Annotated in this window: 15 protein-coding genes; 6 read left to right on the top strand and 9 right to left on the bottom strand. The window is 58.3% G+C overall.

Features of this window, described 5'->3' with window-relative positions; translation table 11 throughout:
• Positions 1–70 precede the first annotated feature (70 nt).
• The 9 genes from ABI171_RS08580 to dapC all read right to left on the bottom strand — a co-directional run bounded on the left by ABI171_RS08580 (position 71) and on the right by dapC (position 10,922).
• Positions 71–970, bottom strand: coding sequence for a Rossmann-like and DUF2520 domain-containing protein (locus tag ABI171_RS08580; protein ID WP_348092154.1), 900 nt, complete (start codon positions 968–970; stop codon positions 71–73).
• Entirely contained in the window at positions 928–2,934 is a 2,007-nt protein-coding gene (locus ABI171_RS08585) for an ATP-binding cassette domain-containing protein (RefSeq protein ID WP_348092155.1), read from the bottom strand. The genes ABI171_RS08580 and ABI171_RS08585 overlap by 43 nt, the downstream gene beginning before the upstream one ends.
• Before the next feature lie 177 nt (positions 2,935–3,111).
• The gene (prmB, locus tag ABI171_RS08590) at positions 3,112–3,996 is read right to left on the bottom strand and encodes a 50S ribosomal protein L3 N(5)-glutamine methyltransferase (protein ID WP_348092156.1); all 885 of its coding nucleotides are present in this window, start codon (positions 3,994–3,996) and stop codon (positions 3,112–3,114) included.
• Between the two features lie 190 nt (positions 3,997–4,186).
• Positions 4,187–5,773 carry a methyltransferase regulatory domain-containing protein gene (locus tag ABI171_RS08595; protein WP_348092157.1) on the bottom strand — a complete coding sequence of 529 codons (1,587 nt, stop codon included), beginning with the start codon at positions 5,771–5,773 and terminating at the stop codon, positions 4,187–4,189.
• A gap of 21 nt (positions 5,774–5,794) precedes the next feature.
• Positions 5,795–6,943: a succinyl-diaminopimelate desuccinylase gene (gene dapE, locus ABI171_RS08600; RefSeq protein WP_348092158.1), complete on the bottom strand. Its 1,149-nt coding sequence runs from the start codon at positions 6,941–6,943 to the stop codon at positions 5,795–5,797.
• Between the two features lie 49 nt (positions 6,944–6,992).
• Entirely contained in the window at positions 6,993–7,346 is a 354-nt protein-coding gene (locus ABI171_RS08605; RefSeq protein WP_348092159.1) for an ArsC family reductase, read from the bottom strand.
• 37 nt (positions 7,347–7,383) lie between these two features.
• Positions 7,384–8,529 carry a PilT/PilU family type 4a pilus ATPase gene (locus ABI171_RS08610; RefSeq protein WP_348092160.1) on the bottom strand — a complete coding sequence of 382 codons (1,146 nt, stop codon included), beginning with the start codon at positions 8,527–8,529 and terminating at the stop codon, positions 7,384–7,386.
• Between the two features lie 184 nt (positions 8,530–8,713).
• Positions 8,714–9,541, bottom strand: coding sequence for a 2,3,4,5-tetrahydropyridine-2,6-dicarboxylate N-succinyltransferase (dapD, locus tag ABI171_RS08615; protein ID WP_348092161.1), 828 nt, complete (start codon positions 9,539–9,541; stop codon positions 8,714–8,716).
• A 178-nt stretch (positions 9,542–9,719) separates the two neighbouring features.
• Complete coding sequence (dapC, locus tag ABI171_RS08620) at positions 9,720–10,922, bottom strand: succinyldiaminopimelate transaminase (RefSeq protein WP_348092162.1); 1,203 nt, start codon at positions 10,920–10,922, stop codon at positions 9,720–9,722.
• Positions 10,923–11,352: 430 nt separating this feature from the next.
• On the opposite strand from dapC, the gene smc reads away from it, so the two are divergent.
• The 6 genes from smc (at position 11,353) to ABI171_RS08650 (ending at position 22,007) form a co-directional block, all read left to right on the top strand.
• Positions 11,353–14,883 (top strand): chromosome segregation protein SMC, encoded by a 3,531-nt coding sequence (smc, locus tag ABI171_RS08625; protein ID WP_348092163.1) that lies wholly within the window; start codon positions 11,353–11,355, stop codon positions 14,881–14,883.
• A 349-nt stretch (positions 14,884–15,232) separates the two neighbouring features.
• A complete protein-coding gene (locus ABI171_RS08630; RefSeq protein WP_348092164.1) occupies positions 15,233–16,378 on the top strand; it encodes a cell division protein ZipA C-terminal FtsZ-binding domain-containing protein in 1,146 nt (381 codons plus the stop codon).
• A 98-nt stretch (positions 16,379–16,476) separates the two neighbouring features.
• Entirely contained in the window at positions 16,477–18,531 is a 2,055-nt protein-coding gene (gene ligA, locus ABI171_RS08635; protein ID WP_348092165.1) for an NAD-dependent DNA ligase LigA, read from the top strand.
• On the top strand, positions 18,518–19,393 hold the full coding sequence (gene galU / locus ABI171_RS08640; RefSeq protein WP_348092166.1) for a UTP--glucose-1-phosphate uridylyltransferase GalU: 876 nt from the start codon (positions 18,518–18,520) through the stop codon (positions 19,391–19,393). Before ligA ends, galU begins: the two co-directional genes overlap by 14 nt.
• Before the next feature lie 32 nt (positions 19,394–19,425).
• Positions 19,426–19,962 (top strand): peptide deformylase, encoded by a 537-nt coding sequence (def, locus tag ABI171_RS08645; protein WP_348092167.1) that lies wholly within the window; start codon positions 19,426–19,428, stop codon positions 19,960–19,962.
• Between the two features lie 278 nt (positions 19,963–20,240).
• The gene (locus ABI171_RS08650) at positions 20,241–22,007 is read left to right on the top strand and encodes a cation:proton antiporter (protein WP_348092168.1); all 1,767 of its coding nucleotides are present in this window, start codon (positions 20,241–20,243) and stop codon (positions 22,005–22,007) included.
• Positions 22,008–22,024: the final 17 nt, after the last annotated feature.

Here is a 22,024-nt window from a genome sequence, read left to right on the forward strand (position 1 = left end):
TGCTTTTGCCATTCTATATGCAGTTATTGTCTTTGCATTCTAGATTTTTTTCGGTTAGCGGTGTTTACGGCTATCCGTTTTTCTTGCGTCCGGCAAGCTCGGTGGTGAGCAGTGCAAACTGCTGATACAGTGCGGCGACTTGCGGTTGCCACTGCTGCAGGGCTTGCTGCTGGCGCGCCACCGTCTCCAGGTCACCGCGTGCGATCGGACCGGTAAGGGCGGTTGCCGGCCCGAGCCGGAAGGCATTGGCGACGCTTTCGGTCAGCAGCGGCTGTATCAGTTTCAAGGCATCTTCTGGCGTTATGCCAGCGGCGGCATAAGCCTGCTGCGCGACGTCGATCAAGGTCACCAGATAGTTGGAGGCAAACACGGCGGCGGCGTGGTATAGAGTTTTCTGCTCGCGCCGGATGGCGACCAGCTGGGCGCCAATGGTGCGGAATGCCGGCTTGAGCACGGCGAGCGCGGCGGCATCGCCTTCGACGCCGCAAAAGGTGCCGTCAAACGACGTGGCCACTTGCCGCGGCAAGGCAAAACTGCGGATCGGATGGATGCTGGCGACCGCCGCGCCGAGGCCGGTGGCGGCGGCCAGTTCCAGCGACGACAAGGCGCCGCTGCAATGAAATACGATGCTGCCGGGCTGCAGCTTACCAGCGGCTGCGAGCGCATCGCAGCAAGCTGCGATCTGGTCATCGCCGGCGGCAATCAGGAATACTTCGGTACAGCGCAGCTCGTCATAAGAGGTCGCCACATCGCCGGCGCCGATGAAGGTGCGAGCCCGTTGCGCGCTGGCATTTGAACGATTCAGGATATCGAGCAAAGTAAATGCCCGCTGGCGATGCCAAAGCCTGCCGAGGGTCTGGCCGACTTTGCCGCAGCCGATAATACTCAGCGTTTTAGGACGGCGCGTTGCGCCGCCCCGGCCGGCTTTTAGTTGCCCAGTTGCTCCAGCGCTTCCTGCTGTTCCAGCCATTCCGCCTCCAGTTGCGTCAGTTCCTTGGCGTAGAACGCCTGATCGGTCAGCAGCGTCGCCAATTCCTTCTTCTTGTCTTTATCGTAGATTTCCGGATCAGCCAGGCGGGTATCGACCGTGGTCTTCTGCGCCGTACGTTTGGCGATCTGTTCATCCAGGCGCTTGATGCGCGATTCGATAGGCTTCTTCTGCGCCGCCAGTTTTTGGCGTGCATCGGCTTCCTGCCGCTTCTGCTCGCGGCGGTCGGCATTGTCGACGACCAGAGCGGCCGCCGGCGCCACCGCACTGGCGATCTTGGCCTTGCTGCTGGCTTTTGGCAGAGTCGCGTCGGCAGCGCTGTTCTTGGCCGCCAGCTTGGTCTTGAACAGCCAGTCTTTGTAATCGTCGAGATCGCCGTCGAACGGCTGCACCTTGCCGTCCGCGACAATGATGAACTGATCGGTGGTGGCGCGCAACAGATGGCGATCATGGGAGACCAGCACCAGCGTACCTTCGAACTGCGCCAGCGCCATGGTCAGCGCTTCACGGGTTTCCAGGTCCAGATGGTTGGTCGGTTCATCCAGCAGCAGCAGGTTAGGGCGTTGCCAGACGATCAGCGCCAGCGCCAGGCGCGCTTTTTCACCGCCGGAAAACGGTTTGATCGAACTGGTCACCATCGGGCCGTTGAAATTGAAGCTGCCGAGGAAGTTGCGCAGTTCTTGTTCACGCGTGGTCGGCGCGATTTTACCCATGTGCCACAACGGCGATTCGTCGTGACGCAGCATTTCCACCTGGTGCTGGGCAAAATAACCGATCGACAAGCCTTTGCCGAACTGGGCGTCGCCGTGCAATGGCTTGAGTTCTTCTGCGATGGTCTTGATGAAAGTCGATTTACCCGCACCGTTGACGCCCAGCAGGCCAATGCGCTGGCCGATCTGCAGCGAAAAATTGATGCCGGAGACGATCACTTTTTCGGTGACTTCGTGGCTGGTTTCGCTTTCGGTGCGATAACCGGCGCTCACGTCTTCCATCACCAGTAGGGGATTCGGTGCGCTCAGCGGCACCCGGAATTCGAACGAGAATTCAGCGGCTGCACGCAGCGGCGCCAGTTCTTCCATCTTGGCCAACGCCTTCATCCGGCTCTGGGCCTGGCGCGCCTTGCTGGCCTGGGCCTTGAAGCGATTGATAAACGATTCCAGATGGGCGCGCTGGCGCATCTGCTTTTCCAGGGTGCCGGCGGCCAGTTCCAGCTGCGCCGAACGCTGGCGTTCGAACGAGGAGTAGTTGCCGGAATAACGCTTCAGCTTGCGTTCATCGATATGCACGATGACATTGACCACGCCGTCGAGGAAATCGCGGTCATGGGAAATGATGATCAGGGTGCCGGGATAGCGCTTGAGCCAGTCTTCCAGCCAGATGATGGCGTCCAGGTCCAAGTGATTGGTCGGTTCATCCAGCAGCAACAGGTCGGACGGGCACATCAGCGCTTGCGCCAGATTCAGCCGCATGCGCCAGCCGCCGGAAAAGCTGGCTACCGGCTGGTCCATTTGCGACAGCGAGAAGCCGAGACCTGTCAGCAACTGTTCGGCGCGCGAGCGCACGGTGTAGGCATCGGCATCGGCCAGTGCGCTATACAGCTCGCCGATCAGGATGCCGTTGGCGGTGCTTTCCGGTTCGCTTTCCAGGAACGCCAGTTCATCTTCCAGGCGGCGCAGGGTGACGTCGCCGTCAATCGCATATTCGATCGCCGAACGGTCCAGCGCCGGGGTTTCCTGGGCGACGTAGGCCATGCGCCATTTCGACGGAAAGTCGATCTCGCCGAGGTCGGCATGCAGCTCGCCGCGCAGCAGTCCGAACAGGCTGGACTTGCCGGCGCCGTTGGCGCCGATCAGGCCGATCTTGTCGCCCGGGTTGAGGGTGACGTCGACATTGTCGAGCAAAGGCTTGACGCCGCGCATCAGGGAAACTTGTTGAAAACGTATCATTGAAAACTATCTGCTATCAGCTAAAGGAAAATTCTATAACTCCTGCTGCGTCATTCCCGCGAACGCGGGAATCCATTTTTATGCAGCAACCTGGATCTCCGCGTTCGTGGAGATGACGGGGTTTCTAGAGGTTAAATAAATAAATGGATGGTGCCGGGAGTGGTTATCTGTACTTCTCTACGGCAGCTGGTCGGCGGTCAGCAGGAACACCATGTCGTCGCCGGCGCTGGTCGAGACCCAGGTCATTTCCAAATTCGGGAACGCCGCTTCGGCGAAGGCGCGCTCATTGCCGATTTCAACCACCAGTACGCCGTTTGCGGTCAGGTGCTGCTTGGCGCCGGCCACGATCTGGCGCACCAGGTCCATGCCGTCGCTGCCGCCGGCCAGGGCGATTTGCGGTTCGCGCAGGTATTCCGGCGGCAATTTGCCCATCGAGCCTGAATTGACGTACGGCGGGTTGGTGACGATCAGGTCGTATTTCTTTGCCGGCACCTTGCTGTACAAATCGGATTCGATCAGCGTGATGCGGTCCTGCAATTCATAGTCGTCGACGTTACGCCGCGCCACTGCCAGCGCATCGGCGGAGATATCTGCGGTGTCGACATGGGCCGAAGGGAAGGCATCGGCCAGCATGATCGGCAGGCAGCCGGAACCGGTGCACAGTTCCAGGATGTTGCTGACCGTCGCCGGCTCTTGCAGCCATGGCGAGAAATGGTCGGGGATCAGTTCGGCGATGAACGAACGCGGCACGATCACGCGCTGGTCGACATAGAAACGGTATTCGCCCAGCCAGGCCTCGTTGGTGATGTAGGCGGCAGGCAGGCGGTCGACGCTGCGCTTTTCTATCACCTGCAAGACGGCTTCGATTTCATGCGGCAGCAGGCGCGCATCGAAAAAGGGGTCGATCTTGTCCAGCGGCAGCTTCAGCGTGTGCAGGATCAGGTAGGCCGCTTCGTCCAGCGCATTGCTGCTGCCGTGGCCGAAAAACAGGCCAGCAGTGTTGAAACGGGTTACTGCATAGCGCAGCAGGTCGCGGATAGTGGTAAAGGATTGTGGTGTCATGGCGCGATTGTCGTGTGTGCGGAATATCAGGTGCTGCCGCAACGTGGTGGATTACGCTGTCCGGGCAACTCGGCCCCAGCGATGTAAAGCCGGGGCCAAAAAATGTGTCAGGCGGATTCTATCGGAAATGCCGGGCGGAATGGAGCAAACCCGGCCATTTAGCCCGGTATTGTATTGATTTAGCCCGATATTATCGGGGGTTGATCAATAACGCATTATATCTGAGTGCGCGCAGGGCATTGGCGACATGTTCGGCGGCGGCCTCCAGCAGGGCTTGCGGATCAGTCAAGCGGTGGCCGTCCTTGTGCTTGAACTCCAGCATGTGTTGCTGCTCTTTTTGCAAGACATGTTCAATTAGTTGCTCTTGGGTATGGTTGCCGTCCAATTTGGGCAGCAGGACTTTTTCGATGATGTTCAAGTTTATCCGCTGGTGCCAGAGGTTGGTGGTGTCGGCGTTCGGATCCAGGCTCAAATCGGCGCGGGCGGACGCCAGGGCGAGCGGTTGTTCGGAAACCGCAGGGGCAACGTCCAGAGGTTGCACGCGATAATCGACTGCGCCACGTATCACCAGCACCTCCATCAGCTGGATCACCGTCTCGGTATCGCTGTCTTGCCGCTGCTGCAGACGTTGACGGATGGCGCTCACCAGTTCCGGCACGTGCATGGTGCCGGGAAAACGTTCGCCCAGCAGTTGCAAGGCGACCTTGTTGACCCGGCCCTTGATCACGAGTTGCTGGCCGTTGAGGGTGAGAGCTTGCTCCGTATCGTCTTGGGTGATAGCCACAGCACCGCTGTCGACCGCACAAGCATAGTGCAGCAGCGCCAGCCGGGCCGAATTGAGCAGATAGCGGATCCGGCTTTGTTGTTCCGCGTGCACCAGCAGGGTGTGGCGGAACTGGCGGTTGCGCAGGAAATCCATGTACTGTTCCAGCACGACCTGGTCATTTTCGCATTCGCGCAGCAGGGGCTCGGCGATGTTGCTGCCGAGATTGCTGACAAACATCGATTGCGTTTCTGCATCGGCCAGATAGCTGAGCTTGCGCTGCTGCGCCCGGGCCGTAAATTCACTCAGATAGCAGGGCGCATTGTACGGCTCCAGATACTCATGCTGCAGATAGTAATCGTCGAATTTGCCGCTGAAGGTATCGGCGTGCTGCTCCAGCACCTGGTGCAGGACACTGCCTTTGCTCGACATCTCGTGCATGAAATTGAACATGCCGCGGGCATGCGCCAGTTTGTCCTCGGGTTTTTCATGATTTTTGCCACGGAACAGCATCGCTTCCCGCACCACTTCCTTGAATTTCCAGCCCGGATAGGTGTTGTAACTGATGATGGCGATGCCGTCGGCGGCCAGGTTTTCAGCGCACACCCGCAAAATGGCGTCTTGCACCTGCGGCGACACCCAGCTATATACGCCATGACAAATGATGTAGTCGAACTGACCCAAGGCCGGGCCGATATCGCTGAGACTCATGTGATGCAAGCCGATATTGTTCAGGCCGAGCGCCGTCAGTCGTTGTTGGCCGGCGTCGATTTGGACCTTGGACAGGTCTACCCCGACATAGCGGCCGTCGGGATGCCGTTGTGCATGTGGAATCAGGTTGCCGCCGGCAGCGCAGCCCAGCTCCAGCACCCGCGCATTGTCGGTGCGTGGCGGCGTCAGGTTGAACAGGGCGGCGACCGCCGCCAGATGCTCTGGCGCGGTGGCTTTGAATGGATGGGAGGTATATGGCGTGGCGTCGTAGGCTTGTTCAACGATGTCTTTTGTGCCGGCCATAAGAACCTTTGTGTGAGTGAGTTAGACGGAAGCCGAAGGCAGCAGGTTTTCCAGGGTGCGGCGGTAAATGTTTTTCAGCGGATCGATGAACTGCACTTCAACATGTTCGTCGATCTTGTGGATGCTGCCGTTAGGCGGCCCGAATTCGATCACCTGCGGGCAGATCTGCGCGATGAAGCGGCCGTCCGAGGTACCGCCGGTAGTGGACAGCTCGGTGTTGATCCCGGTTTCCGTCTTGATGGCGGCGGAGATGGCGTTGCTCAGCGTGCCGCGCGGCGTCAGGAACGGCCGGCCGCCGACAGTCCAGGCCAGCGTGTATTCCAGGCCGTGCTTGTCCAGAATCGCCAACACGCGCTGCTGCAAGTCTTCCACCGTGCTGGCGGTCGAAAAGCGGAAATTGAAATCGATCACCACTTCGCCCGGAATCACATTGGAAGCACCGGTGCCGCCGTGGATGTTGGACATCTGCCAGGAAGTCGGCAGATAGTATTCATTGGCGTCATCCCACTTTTCCGCAGCCAGTTCGGCCAGCGCCGGCGCCGCCAGGTGGATCGGATTCTTCGCCAAATGCGGATAGGCGATATGGCCCTGCACGCCTTTGACGGTGAGCTTGCCGGACATGGTGCCGCGGCGGCCGTTCTTGATCATGTCGCCCAAGGTCGAACTGGAAGTCGGTTCGCCGACGATGCAGTAATCCAGTTGCTCGCTGCGCGCCTTGAGTTTTTCGCAGACCACCACGGTGCCGTCGGTGGCAGGGCCTTCTTCATCGCTGGTGATCAGGAAGCCGATCGAGCCGGAATGATCCGGGCGGGCCTTGGTGAATTCTTCCACCGCCACCACCATCGCCGCAATCGAGGTTTTCATATCGGCCGCACCGCGGCCATACAGCTTGCCGTCACGATGGCTAGGCAGGAAAGGATCGGATTGCCACTGCTCGCGCGGACCGGTCGGCACCACATCGGTATGGCCGGCGAACACCAGCAGCGGCCGCGCCGTGCCCTTGCGCGCCCACAAGTTGGTGACATCGCCGGACTGGATGGTCTCGCATGCGAAGCCGAGCGGCGCCAGCAATTCGATCAGGAGCGCCTGGCAGCCCTTGTCTTGCGGCGTGACGGAGGAAAGTGCGATCAGTTGTTCGGCCAGCGCCAGGGTTTTGCTGTGTTCGGTCATGTGCGGCATTTCAAATTATGTTGCGATGGGTTGCGGGCTTTTAACTGACTTATTGGCTAAATATTTCCTGATACAGCGCATCCGAAAAGCCGACATAAGCCTGCTTGCCGGTGTACAGCACCGGCCGCTTGATGATCGACGGCAGTTCCATCATCAACGGCGTCGCGCTGATGCCGTCGGTGATGCCGTTGCGGCGCTGTTCAGAGAGGCCGCGCCAGGTCGTTCCTTTGCGGTTGACCAGCGTATCCCAGGGAATGTCCGCCAGCCAGGTCGTGATCAGTTCAGCCGTGACGCCATCTTTCTTGAAATTGTGAAACGTATAAGCGATTTCCTGGTCTTCAAGCCAGGTACGGGCCTTCTTGACCGTGTCGCAATTGGGAATGCCGTAAAGAGTAATTGCCATAAATGAGATGCTGTCGCTACAGATGATGAGGATATTTTTACAGATCCAGTGTGAATTCGGTGAAGGTTGCGCCTTCGACCCGTTCAGGCTCAGGGATCACCGGCACCGCATTTTTCTTCGAGCTCGGCGTATGGTTGTTGATCAGCCAGTACAGGTTGCTCGGCGAATCCGCATGTTCCAGCGCTTCGTCCTGGGTGATGACGCCATCCGCGATCAATTGCATCAGTGCCTGCTCGAAAGTCTGCGAGCCGGGCGCCAGGCTCTTTTCCATCGCTTCCTTGATCTGGCTGATGTTGTCTTCTTCAATCAGCTCGGAAACGTGGCGCGTGTTCAGCATGATTTCCACTGCCGGTGTGCGCTGGCCTTCGACCGTGGTGACCAGCCGTTGCGAAACAATCGCCGCCAGGGTCGACGCCAGATCTTCCAGCAGCGCCGGCCGGTTTTCCATCGGATAAAAACTGATGATGCGGTTCAGCGCGCGGTAGGTGTTGTTGGCGTGCAGCGTCGATACCACCAGATGGCCCGACTGGGCGTAGGCGAGCGCGGCCGACATGGTGGCCTTGTCACGGATTTCGCCGATCAGGATGCAATCCGGCGCCTGCCGCAAGGCATTCTTCAGCGCGCCGTTAAGGTCGGTGGTGTCGCTGCCGATTTCGCGTTGGTTGACGATCGAGCGGTGATTCTCGAACAGGAATTCGATAGGGTCTTCCAGGGTCAGGATATGTCCTGCCTGGGTCTTGTTGCGGTAGTCCAGCATCGAGGCGATGGTGGTCGATTTACCGGAACCGGTAGAGCCGACAATCAGCAGCAAGCCGCGTTTGCGGCCGATCAGCTCAAGCAATGCGGGCGGCAGGCGCAGTTCTTCAAATGGCGGAATCTCGTAGGGAATATAGCGGATCACGGCAGAGATGCTGCCGCGCTGGCGGAACGCCGACAGCCGGAAACTGCCGATGCCGGCGACCGGCAAGCCGAGATTCAATTCATTGTTGCGGTCCAGTTCTTGCAGCCGTTCGGCCGGCAGCACTTCTTTCAGCAGCAGAAGGATGGTGTTGTCATCCATGGTTTGCTGGTTGACCGGGACCATCTGGCCCTTGATTTTCAGATGAATCGGCGAGCCTGACGCCAGGAACATGTCCGACGCTTCCTTCTCCTGCATCAGCTGAAACAAGCGATCCATTGCCATCAAAAACTCCTCGGTGCAGAAACTATTATTATGTCGAAGAGCGGACAGCGCACGACGTTTTGGCGCTGGCTGTTCCGTCTTCTTTCTTTGTCATTCACACATCTTGGCAGGGGATGGTGCCGCAGAGGTAGCAAGGTTCACCTTGGCAGCCCGCAAACCCTGTCCTCCAAAGCCTTACAACTGATCAGGCTTCACGCAGCAGTTCGTTGATAGCGGTCTTGGAGCGGGTCTTGGCATCCACGCGCTTGACGATCACGGCGCAATACAGGCTGTACTTGCCATCGGCCGAAGGCAGGCTGCCCGAGACCACCACCGAACCCGAAGGGATGCGGCCGTAAGTGACTTCGCCGGTGGCGCGGTCATAGATCTTGGTCGACTGGCCGATATAGACGCCCATCGAGATCACCGAGTTTTCTTCAACGATCACGCCTTCGACGATTTCCGAACGGGCGCCGATGAAGCAGTTGTCTTCGATGATGGTCGGGTTGGCTTGCATCGGTTCCAGCACGCCGCCGATGCCGACGCCGCCGGACAGGTGGACGTTCTTGCCGATCTGCGCGCAAGAGCCGACGGTAGCCCAGGTATCGACCATCGTGCCTTCATCGACATAGGCGCCGATGTTGACATAGGAAGGCATCAGCACCACGTTCTTGCCGATGAAACTGCCGTGACGCGCCACTGCTGGCGGCACCACGCGGAAGCCGCCCTTGGCGAAATCTTCCGCAGTGTAGTTGGCGAACTTGGTTGGCACTTTGTCGTAGAACTGCATGTTCTCGCCGGCCGGCATCGGCAGGTTGTCTTCCAGGCGGAACGACAGCAGCACGGCCTTTTTGATCCATTGGTTGACGACCCAGTTGCCGTCGATTTTCTCGGCCACGCGCAGGCTGCCTTGATTCAGTTCGGCGATGACCTTGGCGACCGCTTCGCGGACATCGGCGGGTGCGGTCTTAGGGGAAAATTCGGTACGCTGTTCCCAGGCTTGGTCGATAAATGCTTGCAGAGATTGAGTCATGATTTTCGTCGTTTAAAGTTTAAAAATAATCAATGGGGGCGGAGTAATTCGCCACGCTGGCCGGCTTAAAAACTCTCTCGGATTACTTTCCTTGAGAATTTAACCGTTTTGTCTAGTCAGTTGAAGACAGAGTAATTCGTCGCGCTGCGGCGACTCTTAAACTCTGTCCCGCAAATAGTCACAATGCGCGGCAAAATGCCGCAATCCGTTGCGCCGCTTCCAGGCATTCATCGACTTCCGCCACCAGCGCCATGCGGATCCGTTGCCGGCCCGGATTGCTGCCATGGGCGTCGCGCGCCAGATAGCTGCCGGGCAATACTGTTACATTATATTCGGCATACAGCCGCTTGGCGAAGTCGGTGTCGGAAATGTTTGTCAATTTATCTACCTTGGCCCATAGATAAAAACCGGCATCGGGCAGTGCGACATCCAGCACGGTTTGCAGCACAGGGGTGACCTGTTGGAATTTTGCCATGTATTTGGCGCGGTTTTCGACGACGTGGGTTTCGTCGTTCCAGGCGGCGACCGAAGCCGCTTGCACAGGCGGGCTCATGGCGCCGCCGTGATAGGTACGATACAGCAGGAATTTCTTCAAGATGGCGGCATCGCCGGCGACAAAGCCGGAGCGCATGCCAGGCACGTTCGAGCGTTTCGACAGGCTGGAAAAAGCGATCAGACGTGGATATCCGCTGCGGCCCAGCATATTGGCCGCTTGCAGACCGCCCAAAGGCGCTTCCGGCTTGAAATAAATCTCGGAATAGCATTCGTCGGCGGCGATCACGAAGCCATGCCGGTCCGACAGCGCAAACAATTCCTTCCAGTCGTCCAGCGACAGCACGGCGCCGGTCGGATTACCCGGCGAGCAGAGATACAGCAGCTTGACCCGCGGCCAGATATCGTCCGGCACGCTGCGGTAATCCGGCGCGAAGTTGCGGGCGGGGTCGGAATTGACGAAATAAGGCTGGGCGCCGGACAAGTAGGCGGCGCCTTCATAGATTTGATAGAACGGATTCGGGCACATCACCAGCGCATCTTTTTGCGCGGGATCGACCACTGTCTGCGCCAGCGCAAACAGCGCCTCGCGCGAACCGTTGACCGGCAAGATCTGCGTCGCCGGATCCAGCGGCGGCAAGCCGTAGCGGCGTTCCAGCCAGCCGGCGATGGCTGCGCGCAAAGGTTCCGCGCCAATTGTGCTTGGATAGCTGGCCAGACCGTTCAGGTTGTCGCTCAGCGCCTGCTGGATGAATGCCGGCGTGGGATGTTTGGGCTCGCCTATGCCGAGACTGATCGGCTTGAACGCAGGGTTAGGCGTGACGTCTGCGAATAATGCACGCAGTTTTTCAAACGGATAGGGCTGCAGCCGGTCTAGTAATGGATTCACGTGGTTGATAACGGATGAATAACAAAGGTGGAATGACGGAAAACGGCGACGAATATGCTGTTTGCATTATATACAGAAGTAGCCTGTTTGATCGCCGCCGCTGCGTAACCAGGAGGCTGCAAAAAGCAGATTCTGTGCTTTTTTTTTGCTTTTCATTGTCTCCTTGAGCTTTTCCGGCAAGTCCGGCCCAAACCGGGCGTGTTTGCATTCCGTGCGTAGCCACTATTGGACGCGAACGGTTTACTAGTAAAGTAACAATCAGATTTCCCGCTGTCCGCTGCCATTTAGAGGCATCCATATCGCATATACGGCGAGGTGGAATGTTATGATGGCGACCTCCTGCGAGGTTTTTCCTCGTTTTTATAGTGTGAAGTAGTTGGCGGTAGCTTTTTCGCCGACTTTGATAAGAACAGTCGGCTGGAGCCATTGCGTGCGTTTAACTTCCATTAAATTATCGGGATTCAAGTCTTTCGTTGACCCTACCAACTTTCAGGTCCCCGGCCAGCTGGTCGGTGTAGTGGGGCCTAACGGTTGCGGCAAGTCAAACATTATCGATGCGGTGCGCTGGGTCTTGGGTGAGTCCAAGGCTTCCGAGTTGCGCGGCGAATCGATGCAAGACGTTATTTTCAACGGTTCTTCACACCGTAAGCCGGCTGGCCGTTCGTCGGTCGAACTGGTGTTCGACAACGGCCTCGGCAAAGCGGCCGGGCAATGGAGCCAGTACGCGGAAATCGCCGTCAAGCGCACCTTGACGCGCGACGGCACCTCGACTTATTACATCAACAACCAGGCGGTACGCCGCCGCGACATCCAGGATATCTTCCTCGGCACCGGCCTTGGCCCGCGTGCTTACGCGATCATCGGCCAGGGTATGATCTCGCGCATCATCGAGGCGCGCCCTGAGGAATTGCGGATTTTCCTTGAAGAGGCTGCAGGCGTCTCCAAGTACAAGGAACGCCGCCGCGAGACCGAAAATCGCCTGAACGACACGCGCGACAATTTGTTACGCGTCGAAGATATCCTGCGCGAACTGAACGCCAACCTGGAAAAGCTGCAATCGCAAGCCGCGGTTGCGCAAAAATTCCATGAATTGCAAGGCGATCAGGAAGAAAAGCAGAAACTGCTGTGGCTGCTGCGCAAGAACGAAGCCAAGGCCGAGCAGGAAAAATTCTTCCGCGAAATTGAAAAGGCGCAAACCGACCTGGAAGAGCAGACCGCCAAGCTGCGCCATGTGGAAACCGAGCTGGAGCATATGCGTCAGTCGCACTATGCCGCGGGCGACCGCATGCATCAGGCGCAGGGCCATCTGTATCAGACCAATTCCGAAATCGGCAGCCTGGAAGCGCAGATCAAGTTCGTCATTGAATCGCGCAACCGCCTGCAATCGCAACTCAATTCCTTGACCGCGCAGCGCGATCAATGGCAGCGCCAGGGCACGCAGTTCCAGGATGATCTGGTGGAAGCCGAGATGCATCTGGAAGAGCTGATGGCGCGGGTCGAGCAATCGCAAGTGGCGTCGCAACAGCATAACGACCAGTTGCCGGCGCTGGAGCAGAGCTGGCGCGAAGCGCAGCTGAAGAGCACCGAATCGCGCGGCAAGATCATGCAGATCCAGCAGCAGATCGAACTCGGATCGACACATCAACGCAATGCCTCGAATATCCTCAACGGCCTGACCGGCCGCCGCGAGCGCTTGTCGCAGGAAAAGAATGGCTTGAACCTGCCGGACAATGCGCATCTGACCAATCTGCGCATGCAGCTGGAAGAAAAGCAGGCCGGGCTGGAAGAAACCGGCATGCAGCTGGAAGAGCTGCAGGAACAGCAGCCGCGGCTGGAAGAAGAGCGGCGCAACGCGCAGCAGCAAGTCAATACCGAAAGCGCCAACAACGCGCAGCTGGAAGCCCGTCTGGCCGCGCTCAAGCAATTGCAGGAGAGTGTGCAGACGCAAGGCAAGGTACAGCCCTGGCTGGAAAAGCACGAGCTGGCAACCTTGCCGCGCCTGTGGCAAAAACTGCATATCGACGGCGGCTGGGAAACCGCGCTGGAATCGGTCTTGCGCGAGCGGACTTCGGCGCTGGAAATGTCCAATCTGGATTGGGCCAAGGCCTTCTTCAACGATGCGCCGCCGGCCAAACTGGCCTTGTTCTCGCCGAATGGCGTGGCGTCCACACCGCCGGCCGATGCGTCTGCCGGCCTGAAGCCGTTCCTGAACCTGTTGCAGTTGAACGATCCGGGTTTGCGCGTGCTGATGCAAGACTGGCTGCACAATTTCTACGCTGCCGACGATACCGTAACGGCTTTTGCCGAGCGCAACAAATTGCCGCTAGGCGCCAGCTTTGTGACGCGCCAGGGCCATGTGATCAGCAAGACTGGCGTGCGTTTCTATGCTTCGGATTCGGAGCAGGACGGCATGCTGGCGCGCCAGCAGGAAATTGAAAACATCACCAAGCAGTTGCGCGCCCAACAGATGCTGGCCGACGAGGCGCGTTCGCGTTCGGTGCGCGCCGAGGCGGCATTGTCGCACGCAACCCAGCGCTTGCAGGAAATGCGTTTGCGCCATACCGGCTTGACGCAAGCGGTGCACGGCTTGCAGATCGACGTCATGAAACTGTCCGAGTTGCAGGAACGTTTCAACCAGCGCAGCTCGCAGATCGCTGCCGACCTGGCAGAAATCGCCGCGCAGGAAAACGAGCAGCAGCAGGTCAAGATGGAATCGGAAGAGAAGTTCGAACAGCTCGATATGGAACTGGCCGAGCTGCAGGAAAAGCATGAAGACGGCCAAACCGATTACCTGGGCAAGGAACAGCAGTTGAACGACGCTCGCCAGCGTCTGCGTGAGATGGAACGTGCCGCGCAGGAAGCGGAGTTCGCCGAGAAATCCCATCGTAACAAGATCGAAGAACTCAAGCGCAGCATCGCCACCGCGCTGGAGCAGGCGGCGCAATTGTTCGCCAACATGCAGCAGGGCCATCTGGAGCTGGAAAGCCTGGACGACCAGGCCGCACAAGCCGGTTTGCAAGACTTGCTGGATAAGCGCAGCGAGCAGGAACGCGCGTTGGCCGATACCCGCCACGAGCTGGACCAGGTTTCTCAGAATCTGCGCCTGCACGAAGAAACGCGCTTGCAAGCCGAGCGCAGCTTGCAGCCGCAGCGCGACCGCATCATGGAATTGCAGTTGAAAGAGCAGGCCGCACGTCTGAACCAGGAACAATACGTGCAACAGCTGCTCGAAGCGCAAGCGGACGAAGCGGCGCTCAGCGAAAAGTTGACCGCCGAAATGCGGCCATCGTATCTGCAAGGCGAAGTCACTCGCCTGACCAACGCGATTGCCGGCCTGGGCGCGGTCAACCTGGCCGCGCTGGATGAGCTGGCGCAGGCATCCGAGCGCAAGAATTTCCTGGATGCGCAAAACGCCGACCTGACCGAAGCCATCAACACCTTGCAGGATGCGATCCACAAGATCGACAAGGAAACCCGCGACCTGTTGCAGGACACCTTCGACAAGGTCAATCTTCATTTTGCCGAGCTGTTTCCGATCCTGTTCGGCGGCGGCCAGGCGCGGTTGATCATGACCGGCGACGAAATCCTCGACTCCGGCGTGCAAGTAATGGCGCAACCGCCGGGCAAGAAGAATGCAACGATTCATTTGCTGTCGGGTGGTGAAAAGGCGCTGACGGCGACCGCGCTGGTGTTCTCGATGTTCCAGCTGAACCCGGCGCCGTTCTGTCTGCTGGATGAGGTTGATGCGCCGCTTGATGACGCCAATACCGAGCGTTTCTGCAATATGGTGAAGCGTATGTCCGCCAACACACAGTTCCTGTTCATTTCGCATAATAAAATTGCGATGGAAATGGCGCAGCAGCTGATCGGGGTAACCATGCAGGAGCAGGGCGTATCGCGGATCGTTGCAGTGGATATGGAAGCGGCCAGAAGTTTTGCCAGCGACCCGGTTGCCGCATAAACTGCTATCCGATGCGGAATCGGGACCGGTAACCCGTTTCAGCTTAGCCAGCTTGACAACTTTTTGCGGCAACACTAAGCTGATTTGATAGCCGCAATGCAATATATTGTAAAAAATTGTCTCAATAATTTTACGTTGAGGGCATATGCAGTAATACTGGTATTGTTTTTATAAAAATAAACCGGATTTTCAGCAGCAAATAGCTGTTCATGGGGTCGCTGACAATTATTTTAGAAGTGTTTTTGCCTCGGATTTAATCAATGACCAGACCACGATTTCAATCGCAGATTCATATTTCAAGCACGCGCACCGGTGACACGGCAGCGCTGGCTATTAAGGCATTAGCAGAATGACAGATTTACAAACCAGCCTGTTTATCATTGGAGGCGCGTTTGTTGTTGGCGTCATCTCCTACAACAAATGGCAGGAATACAAGGCCAAGAAGAGCGTTGAGCGGGCGTTTTCCGGATCGCATGACGATGTCTTGATGAAGGCGCCTGCCGGTAAGGAAAGCGCTGAAGCGCCGGTGCGCCACGAGCCGAAACTGTTCGAATCCGACTCTGATGCCAAGTTTGACGCCAAGGTGGCGGCGACTTTGCCGCACGACGACCCGGAGCAGAGCGCCGAGCAAAACGTGCTGGAGCCGCAGCTCGGCAATCCCATGGCCGGTGCGGCGCAGCAGACTGCGGCAGCCGTGCGCAGGGATTTGCCGGTCGATGAACTGATCGATTGCGCCATTCCGCTTGCGCTGGATGCACCGGTGCGTGGCGACAAGGTATTGCCGGCATTGCAAAGCCTGCGTCATGTCGGCAACAAGCCTATTCATTTTATCGGCGAAGACGCTAACGGCGATTGGGAGCCGGTGGCCCACGGTGGCATCTACAGCACTTTGCTGGCAGGCGTGCAGTTGGCCAACCGCACCAATCCCTTGAATGAAATCGAGTATTCCGAACTGGTCAGCCGTCTGCGCCAGATCGCCGACGACATCGGCGCCGAGCCGGATCTGCCGGACATGATGGAAGTGATGCACACCGCACGCTCCCTGCATCAGTTTGTGACTGAACACGACGCTCAATTGGGCGTGAACATCCAGTCGAATGGCGCGCCATGGGCGATCAGCACCTTGCAAGCGGCGTTGACGCGGCAAGGCTTCGACGCCCGGCCGGAAGGCCGCATGGTGATGTCGGATGGCGAGGGCGGCCTGCTGTTCTCCTTGTCCACCAATGCCAGTGCTGTCGCCGAGACCACCAGTCGCCTGACCTTGCTGCTCGACGTCCCGCGCGTTGCCCCTGACCGCGACGGTTATGGCGCGATGGTGGCCTGCGGCCGTTCATTGGCTGCACGCCTTGGCGGCGTACTGGTCGACGATAGCAACCAGCCTTTGGCGGACATCCAGCTGGCGGAAATTGCCGGCCAGGTCGATGCCTTCTACCGGGAAATGGATGCCGCTGAAATTCCAGCCGGCTCAGTGCGGGCCCTGCGTTTGTTTAGCTAATTGGGGACAGAGTTTAAGAGTCGCCGCAGCGCGACGAATTACTCTGTCCTCAACTGACTAGACAGGAGGTTTGAACAACGTAAGGATTTTGCAATACCATGTCACCGCTTTCACAATTTGCCTCCGATTGGAGCGTACGCGCCGCCTGGCTGGCTACCGAGCTGAATCGCCACAACCACTCCTATTACGTGCTGGATAATCCGTCGATTCCGGATGCCGAGTACGACTTGTTGTTCCGGGAGCTGCAAGCGCTGGAACAAACGCATCCAGAGCTGAATACGCCCGATTCGCCGACCCAGCGCGTCGGTGCGGCGCCGTTGCCGCAGTTCGAACAGGTGACGCATTCGATCCCGATGCTGTCCTTGGGGAACGGTTTTGAAGACAACGATATTGTCGAATTCGACCGCCGCGTCAGGGATGGTCTCGATACCCAGGTCGATAGCGAGATCGACTATGCGGCCGAACTGAAATTCGACGGCCTGGCCATCAACCTGCGCTACGAAGACGGCGTACTGGTGCAGGCGGCCACGCGCGGCGACGGCACCACCGGCGAAAACGTCACCAGCAACATCCGCACCGTGCGCGCGATTCCGCTGCGTCTGCATACCAAGCAGCCACCGAAGGTGCTGGACGTGCGCGGCGAAGTGCTGATGTTCAAGGAAGATTTCGCCAAGTTGAACGCACGCCAGCGCGAAGCGGAAATGAAAGAATTCGCCAATCCGCGCAATGCGGCGGCCGGCAGTTTGCGGCAACTGGATTCGCGCATCACGGCCCAACGCACCTTGCGTTTCTTTGCCTATGGCATAGGGACGCTGGAAGGCGCGGCAATGCCGGCTTCGCATTCGGCGTTGCTGGACTGGTATAGCGAACTCGGTCTGCCGGTATGCAAAGAGCGTAGTGTGGTCAAGGGTGCGGCCGGCTTGCTGGATTTTTTCCGTGGTATCGGCAGCAAGCGTCCGCAACTGCCTTATGAAATCGACGGCGTGGTGTACAAGGTCAATCGCCTGTTGCAGCAACAGACTCTCGGCTTTGTCTCTCGCGCGCCGCGCTTCGCGCTGGCGCACAAGTTCCCGGCGGAAGAGGCCACCACCCAGGTGCTGGGGATCGAAGTGCAGATCGGCCGCACCGGCGCAGTGACGCCGGTGGCGCGGCTGGCACCGGTGTTTGTCGGTGGCGTCACGGTCACCAACGCCACCTTGCATAATGAAGACGAAGTGCGGCGCAAGGATGTCCAGATCGGCGATACGGTCATCGTGCGCCGCGCCGGCGATGTGATTCCGGAAGTGGTGTCGTTCGTGGCCGATTTGCGGCCGGCGGATGCGCAGGCATTCGTTATGCCGAGTGCATGTCCGATTTGCGGTTCGGCCATCGTCAAGCTGGAAGACGAAGCGATTGCCCGTTGTTCCGGCGGCTGGGTCAAGTGCGCGGCGCAACGCAAGGGCGGCCTGCAGCATTTTGCATCGCGGCGGGCGATGGATATAGAAGGCCTGGGCGACCAGTTGATCGAACAGATGGTCGATCGCAATATCATTACGACTGCCGCCGACCTCTACAAGCTGGGTTTGGTGAAGCTTGCGGCGCTGGACCGCATGGCAGACAAATCGGCGCAAAATGTCTTGTCCGCGCTCGAGAAATCCAAGTCGACGACCTTGGGCCGTTTTATTTATGCACTCGGCATCCGGCATGTCGGCGAATCGACGGCAAAAGAGCTGGCTACGCATTTCGGCAGCATCGACGGCGTCATCCAGGCTTCAGAAGAACAATTGCTGGGCGTTGCCGATATCGGCCCGGTTGTGGCACGTTCTTTGCTGGCTTTCTTTGCAGATCCGCTGAATCGGGAGTTGGTAGAGCAATTGCGGGCAGCCGGAATTCATTGGCCGGAGAACTTGCCGGCGGAAAGTGCGTCCAAGTTCTTGTTAGGCAAGACCTTCGTGCTGACAGGTAGCTTGCCTACGCTCACGCGTGATGCTGCCGCAGCCATGATCGAAGCGGCCGGCGGCAAAGTGACCGGCTCGGTTTCCAAGAAGACCAGTTATGTCGTTGCCGGGGCCGAGGCCGGTAGCAAACTGACCAAGGCGGAAGAATTGAACATCCCGATTCTGGATGAAGTCGCACTCCGCACTCTTATAGAAAGCGAACATGACCAAGATTAGAAAAGCTGTATTTCCTGTTGCCGGCCTGGGTAGCCGATTCTTGCCGGCCACCAAGGCCCAGCCAAAAGAAATGCTGCCGATCGTAGACAAGCCATTGATCCAATATGCGGTGGAAGAAGCCGTTGCCGCCGGTATCACCGACATGGTGTTCATCACCGGCCGTAACAAACGGGCGATCGAAGATCATTTCGACAAAGCCTATGAACTGGAAACCGAGCTGGAAGCGGCCGGCAAGGAGCGTCTGCTGGACCTGGTGCAAAACGTCATTCCAAAGCATATCAACTGTATTTTTATCCGCCAATCGGAAATGCTGGGTCTGGGCCATGCGGTATTGTGCGCGCGTCCGGTGGTCGGCAACGAGCCTTTCGCCGTTTTACTGGCGGACGATTTCATGGACGTGGCGGCAGGGCAGCAGCCGGTGCTGGCGCAGATGACCGACATTTTTGCGGTTGAGGGTTCCAGCATGTTGGCGGTGCAGGATGTACCGCGCGCCGAGACCAAGCAATACGGTATCGTCAGCATCGATCCGTATAAGCCGAATCTGGAAAAGGTCAACAGCATCGTCGAGAAGCCGCAGCCGGACCAGGCGCCGTCAACCCTGGCGGTGGTGGGGCGCTATATCCTGACCAACAAGATATTCGATCATCTGGAAGGCCTTGGAAAAGGCGCCGGTGGTGAAATCCAGCTGACCGACGGCATCGCCGCATTGATGAAGAATGAGCGGGTGCTGGCATACCGCTATGCCGGTCAGCGGTATGATTGCGGTTCCAAGCTGGGTTATCTGAAGGCGACCCTGGCGATGGGGTTGAAGCATCACGAAACCGGCGCAGAATTTGCCGAATACCTGAAGCAATTTAAATAAGCCGCTTAAATAAACATACTGAAGACCAGACCATGACCGTTCGTGAAATCCTGAAGATGGGCGATCCGCGCCTGCTGCGGCAAGCCGAGCCGGTGACTGCTTTCGGCACGGCAGAGCTGGAGAGCCTGATCGCCGACATGTTCGACACCATGCATGCCGTGAACGGCGCTGGTCTGGCGGCGCCGCAGATAGGCGTCAATCTGCAACTGGTGATCTTCGGCTTCAAGAACAACGTCCGTTATCCGGATGCGCCGGCGGTGCCGGAGACAGTCCTGATCAATCCGGTCCTGCGGCCCTTGTCGGACGAGCTTGAGGACGGCTGGGAAGGCTGCCTGTCGGTGCCTGGATTGCGCGGCGTCGTGCCGCGCTGGACGCAACTGCATTACGAGGGTGTCGACCAGTTTGGCGCGCCTATCAGCCGCGACGTCGATGACTTTCACGCGCGCGTGGTGCAGCATGAGTGTGACCATCTGAATGGCATCCTGTATCCGATGCGTATCAAGGACTTCACGCGTTTCGGTTATACCGAAGTCTTGTTCCCGGAGCTGGATCCTGATCACGATGATTGAGTGGCTCACGTTGAGTGGCTCACGTTGAGCGGCTCACGTTGAGCGGCTCATGTCGAGCGGCTCTACATCGTTCTCACATCACAGCCTAAAATCATTATGCTATTGAAAATAAACATTCGATAGCATATAGTGTTGCAAGAAAACCAAGCACGGAAATTCGGTTTTTCCACGCTGTTTGTCATACTTATCCATCACTGCCTTGCATGGCGGCGCCCTCTGCGCCGCTTCTGTTTGTGCGCCTCCCCAATAGCTGCTTCTTCTATTCGGAAAGCTTGCCCATGCACCACGCAGTAGAAACCTTCATCCAGGACCTGGCTGTAATCATGCTGATTGCCGGCGTCGTCACGGTGCTGTTCAACCGTTTCAAGCAACCGGTGGTGCTCGGCTATATCGTCGCCGGCGTCATCATCGGGCCGCATACGCCACCGTTTTCCCTGATCACCGATGAACGCACGATCCAGATCCTGGCGGAACTCGGCGTCATCTTCCTGCTGTTTTCGCTGGGACTGGAATTCAGTCTGAAGAAGCTGGCCAAGGTCGGCGCTACCGCGTTCGTCGCGGCGCTGGCGGAGATTACGCTGATGCTGTGGATCGGCTACGAAATCGGCATCTATTTCGGCTGGAAGCAGATGGATGCGATATTCCTCGGCGCCATGCTGTCGGTGTCGTCCACCACCATCATCGTCAAAGCCCTCAACGAACTGGGCATGAAACGCGAAAAATTCGCACAGCTGATTTTCGGCATCCTGATCGTCGAAGATGTGCTGGCGATCGGCATGATCGCGTTGCTCTCGGGCGCGGCTACCAGCGGTTCGGTCGATGCCGGCGATGCCATCGTCACGATCGGCAAGCTGGTCTTGTTCATGATCGTGTCGCTGGTCGCAGGGATCCTGATCGTGCCGCGCTTGCTGGATTATGTGGCGCGCTTCAAGAGCAAGGAAATGCTGCTGGTGACGGTGCTCGGCCTGTGTTTCGGCTTCTGCCTGCTGGTCATGAAAATGGAATACAGCGTGGCGCTGGGCGCTTTCCTGATCGGTGCGGTGATGGCCGAGTCGCGCCACCTGCACCAGATCGAGCGCCTGATCGAACCGGTACGGGACATGTTCAGCGCGATTTTCTTCGTGGCGATCGGCCTCTTGTTCAATCCTTCCATCCTGGCGCAATACTGGTTGCCGATTGCCGTGATCACGATTGCGGTGGTGCTAGGCAAGGTTGTCAGCTGCGGCCTCGCCACTTTCTTGTCCGGGCAGGACGGCCGCACCTCGATGCGAGTCGGCATGGGGTTGTCGCAGATCGGCGAATTTTCATTCATCATCGCCGCGCTCGGCGTCAGCCTGAAAGTCACCAGCGATTTCCTGTATCCGACTGTGGTGGCGGTATCGGCGGTGACAACCTTGCTGACGCCTTACCTTATCAAGCTGGCCGATCCGCTTTCCAGCCGCCTGGCGAAGGCCATGCCGCAAAAAATGTCGGCAGTGTTCGGCATGTATTCGACCTGGCTCGCCAGCCTGCAGCCGCAAGGCGATCGCGCCGAGCTGTCGCGGATCATCCGGCGCATCCTGCTGCAGGTGGTGGTGAACCTGGCGCTGGTCGCGGCGATCTTCATTATCGGCGGCTATTTTGCCGAGACACTGGGGGGCAGCATGTCGGCCTGGGTGGCGGACCCGCAAATCCAGGATGCCATCGTGTGGGGCGGGGCGCTGCTGTTGTCGCTGCCATTCCTGATCGCGACTTATCGCAAATTGCACGCGCTGAGCATGCTGCTGGCGGAAATCAGCGTCAAGCCGGAATGGGCCGGCTCCTACAATCATGCAGTGCGGCGCGTGATTGCGGAAGTGATTCCGGTGGTCTCGATCATCGGCATCATGCTGATGATTACCGCGCTCAGCAGCCGCATCCTGCCGCCGACCAATCTGCTGATCCTGGTGCTGGTCGGCGCCGCCGTACTGGTGGTGGTGTTGTGGCAGCGCTTTGTCAAATTGCATTCCAGGCTGCAGATCGCCTTGCGCGAAACATTGGAAGAGCAGCCGGACGAAAAGCACTGACTGCCCGCAACCGACGA

It is taken from the genome of Collimonas sp. (assembly GCF_039923675.1).
GTDB lineage: Bacteria > Pseudomonadota > Gammaproteobacteria > Burkholderiales > Burkholderiaceae_D > Collimonas.

What these genes read in the sequence shown, in the direction of transcription:
- ABI171_RS08580 (WP_348092154.1), bottom strand. Translation starts at nt 970, where the DNA reads ATGGCTGGAACAGCAGGAAGCGCTGGAGCAACTGGGCAACTAAAAGCC.
- ABI171_RS08585 (WP_348092155.1), bottom strand. Translation starts at nt 2,934, where the DNA reads ATGATACGTTTTCAACAAGTTTCCCTGATGCGCGGCGTCAAGCCTTTG.
- prmB (WP_348092156.1), bottom strand. Translation starts at nt 3,996, where the DNA reads ATGACACCACAATCCTTTACCACTATCCGCGACCTGCTGCGCTATGCA.
- ABI171_RS08595 (WP_348092157.1), bottom strand. Translation starts at nt 5,773, where the DNA reads ATGGCCGGCACAAAAGACATCGTTGAACAAGCCTACGACGCCACGCCA.
- dapE (WP_348092158.1), bottom strand. Translation starts at nt 6,943, where the DNA reads ATGACCGAACACAGCAAAACCCTGGCGCTGGCCGAACAACTGATCGCA.
- ABI171_RS08605 (WP_348092159.1), bottom strand. Translation starts at nt 7,346, where the DNA reads ATGGCAATTACTCTTTACGGCATTCCCAATTGCGACACGGTCAAGAAG.
- ABI171_RS08610 (WP_348092160.1), bottom strand. Translation starts at nt 8,529, where the DNA reads ATGGCAATGGATCGCTTGTTTCAGCTGATGCAGGAGAAGGAAGCGTCG.
- dapD (WP_348092161.1), bottom strand. Translation starts at nt 9,541, where the DNA reads ATGACTCAATCTCTGCAAGCATTTATCGACCAAGCCTGGGAACAGCGT.
- ABI171_RS08630 (WP_348092164.1), top strand. Translation starts at nt 15,233, where the DNA reads ATGACAGATTTACAAACCAGCCTGTTTATCATTGGAGGCGCGTTTGTT.
- ligA (WP_348092165.1), top strand. Translation starts at nt 16,477, where the DNA reads ATGTCACCGCTTTCACAATTTGCCTCCGATTGGAGCGTACGCGCCGCC.
- galU (WP_348092166.1), top strand. Translation starts at nt 18,518, where the DNA reads ATGACCAAGATTAGAAAAGCTGTATTTCCTGTTGCCGGCCTGGGTAGC.
- def (WP_348092167.1), top strand. Translation starts at nt 19,426, where the DNA reads ATGACCGTTCGTGAAATCCTGAAGATGGGCGATCCGCGCCTGCTGCGG.
- ABI171_RS08650 (WP_348092168.1), top strand. Translation starts at nt 20,241, where the DNA reads ATGCACCACGCAGTAGAAACCTTCATCCAGGACCTGGCTGTAATCATG.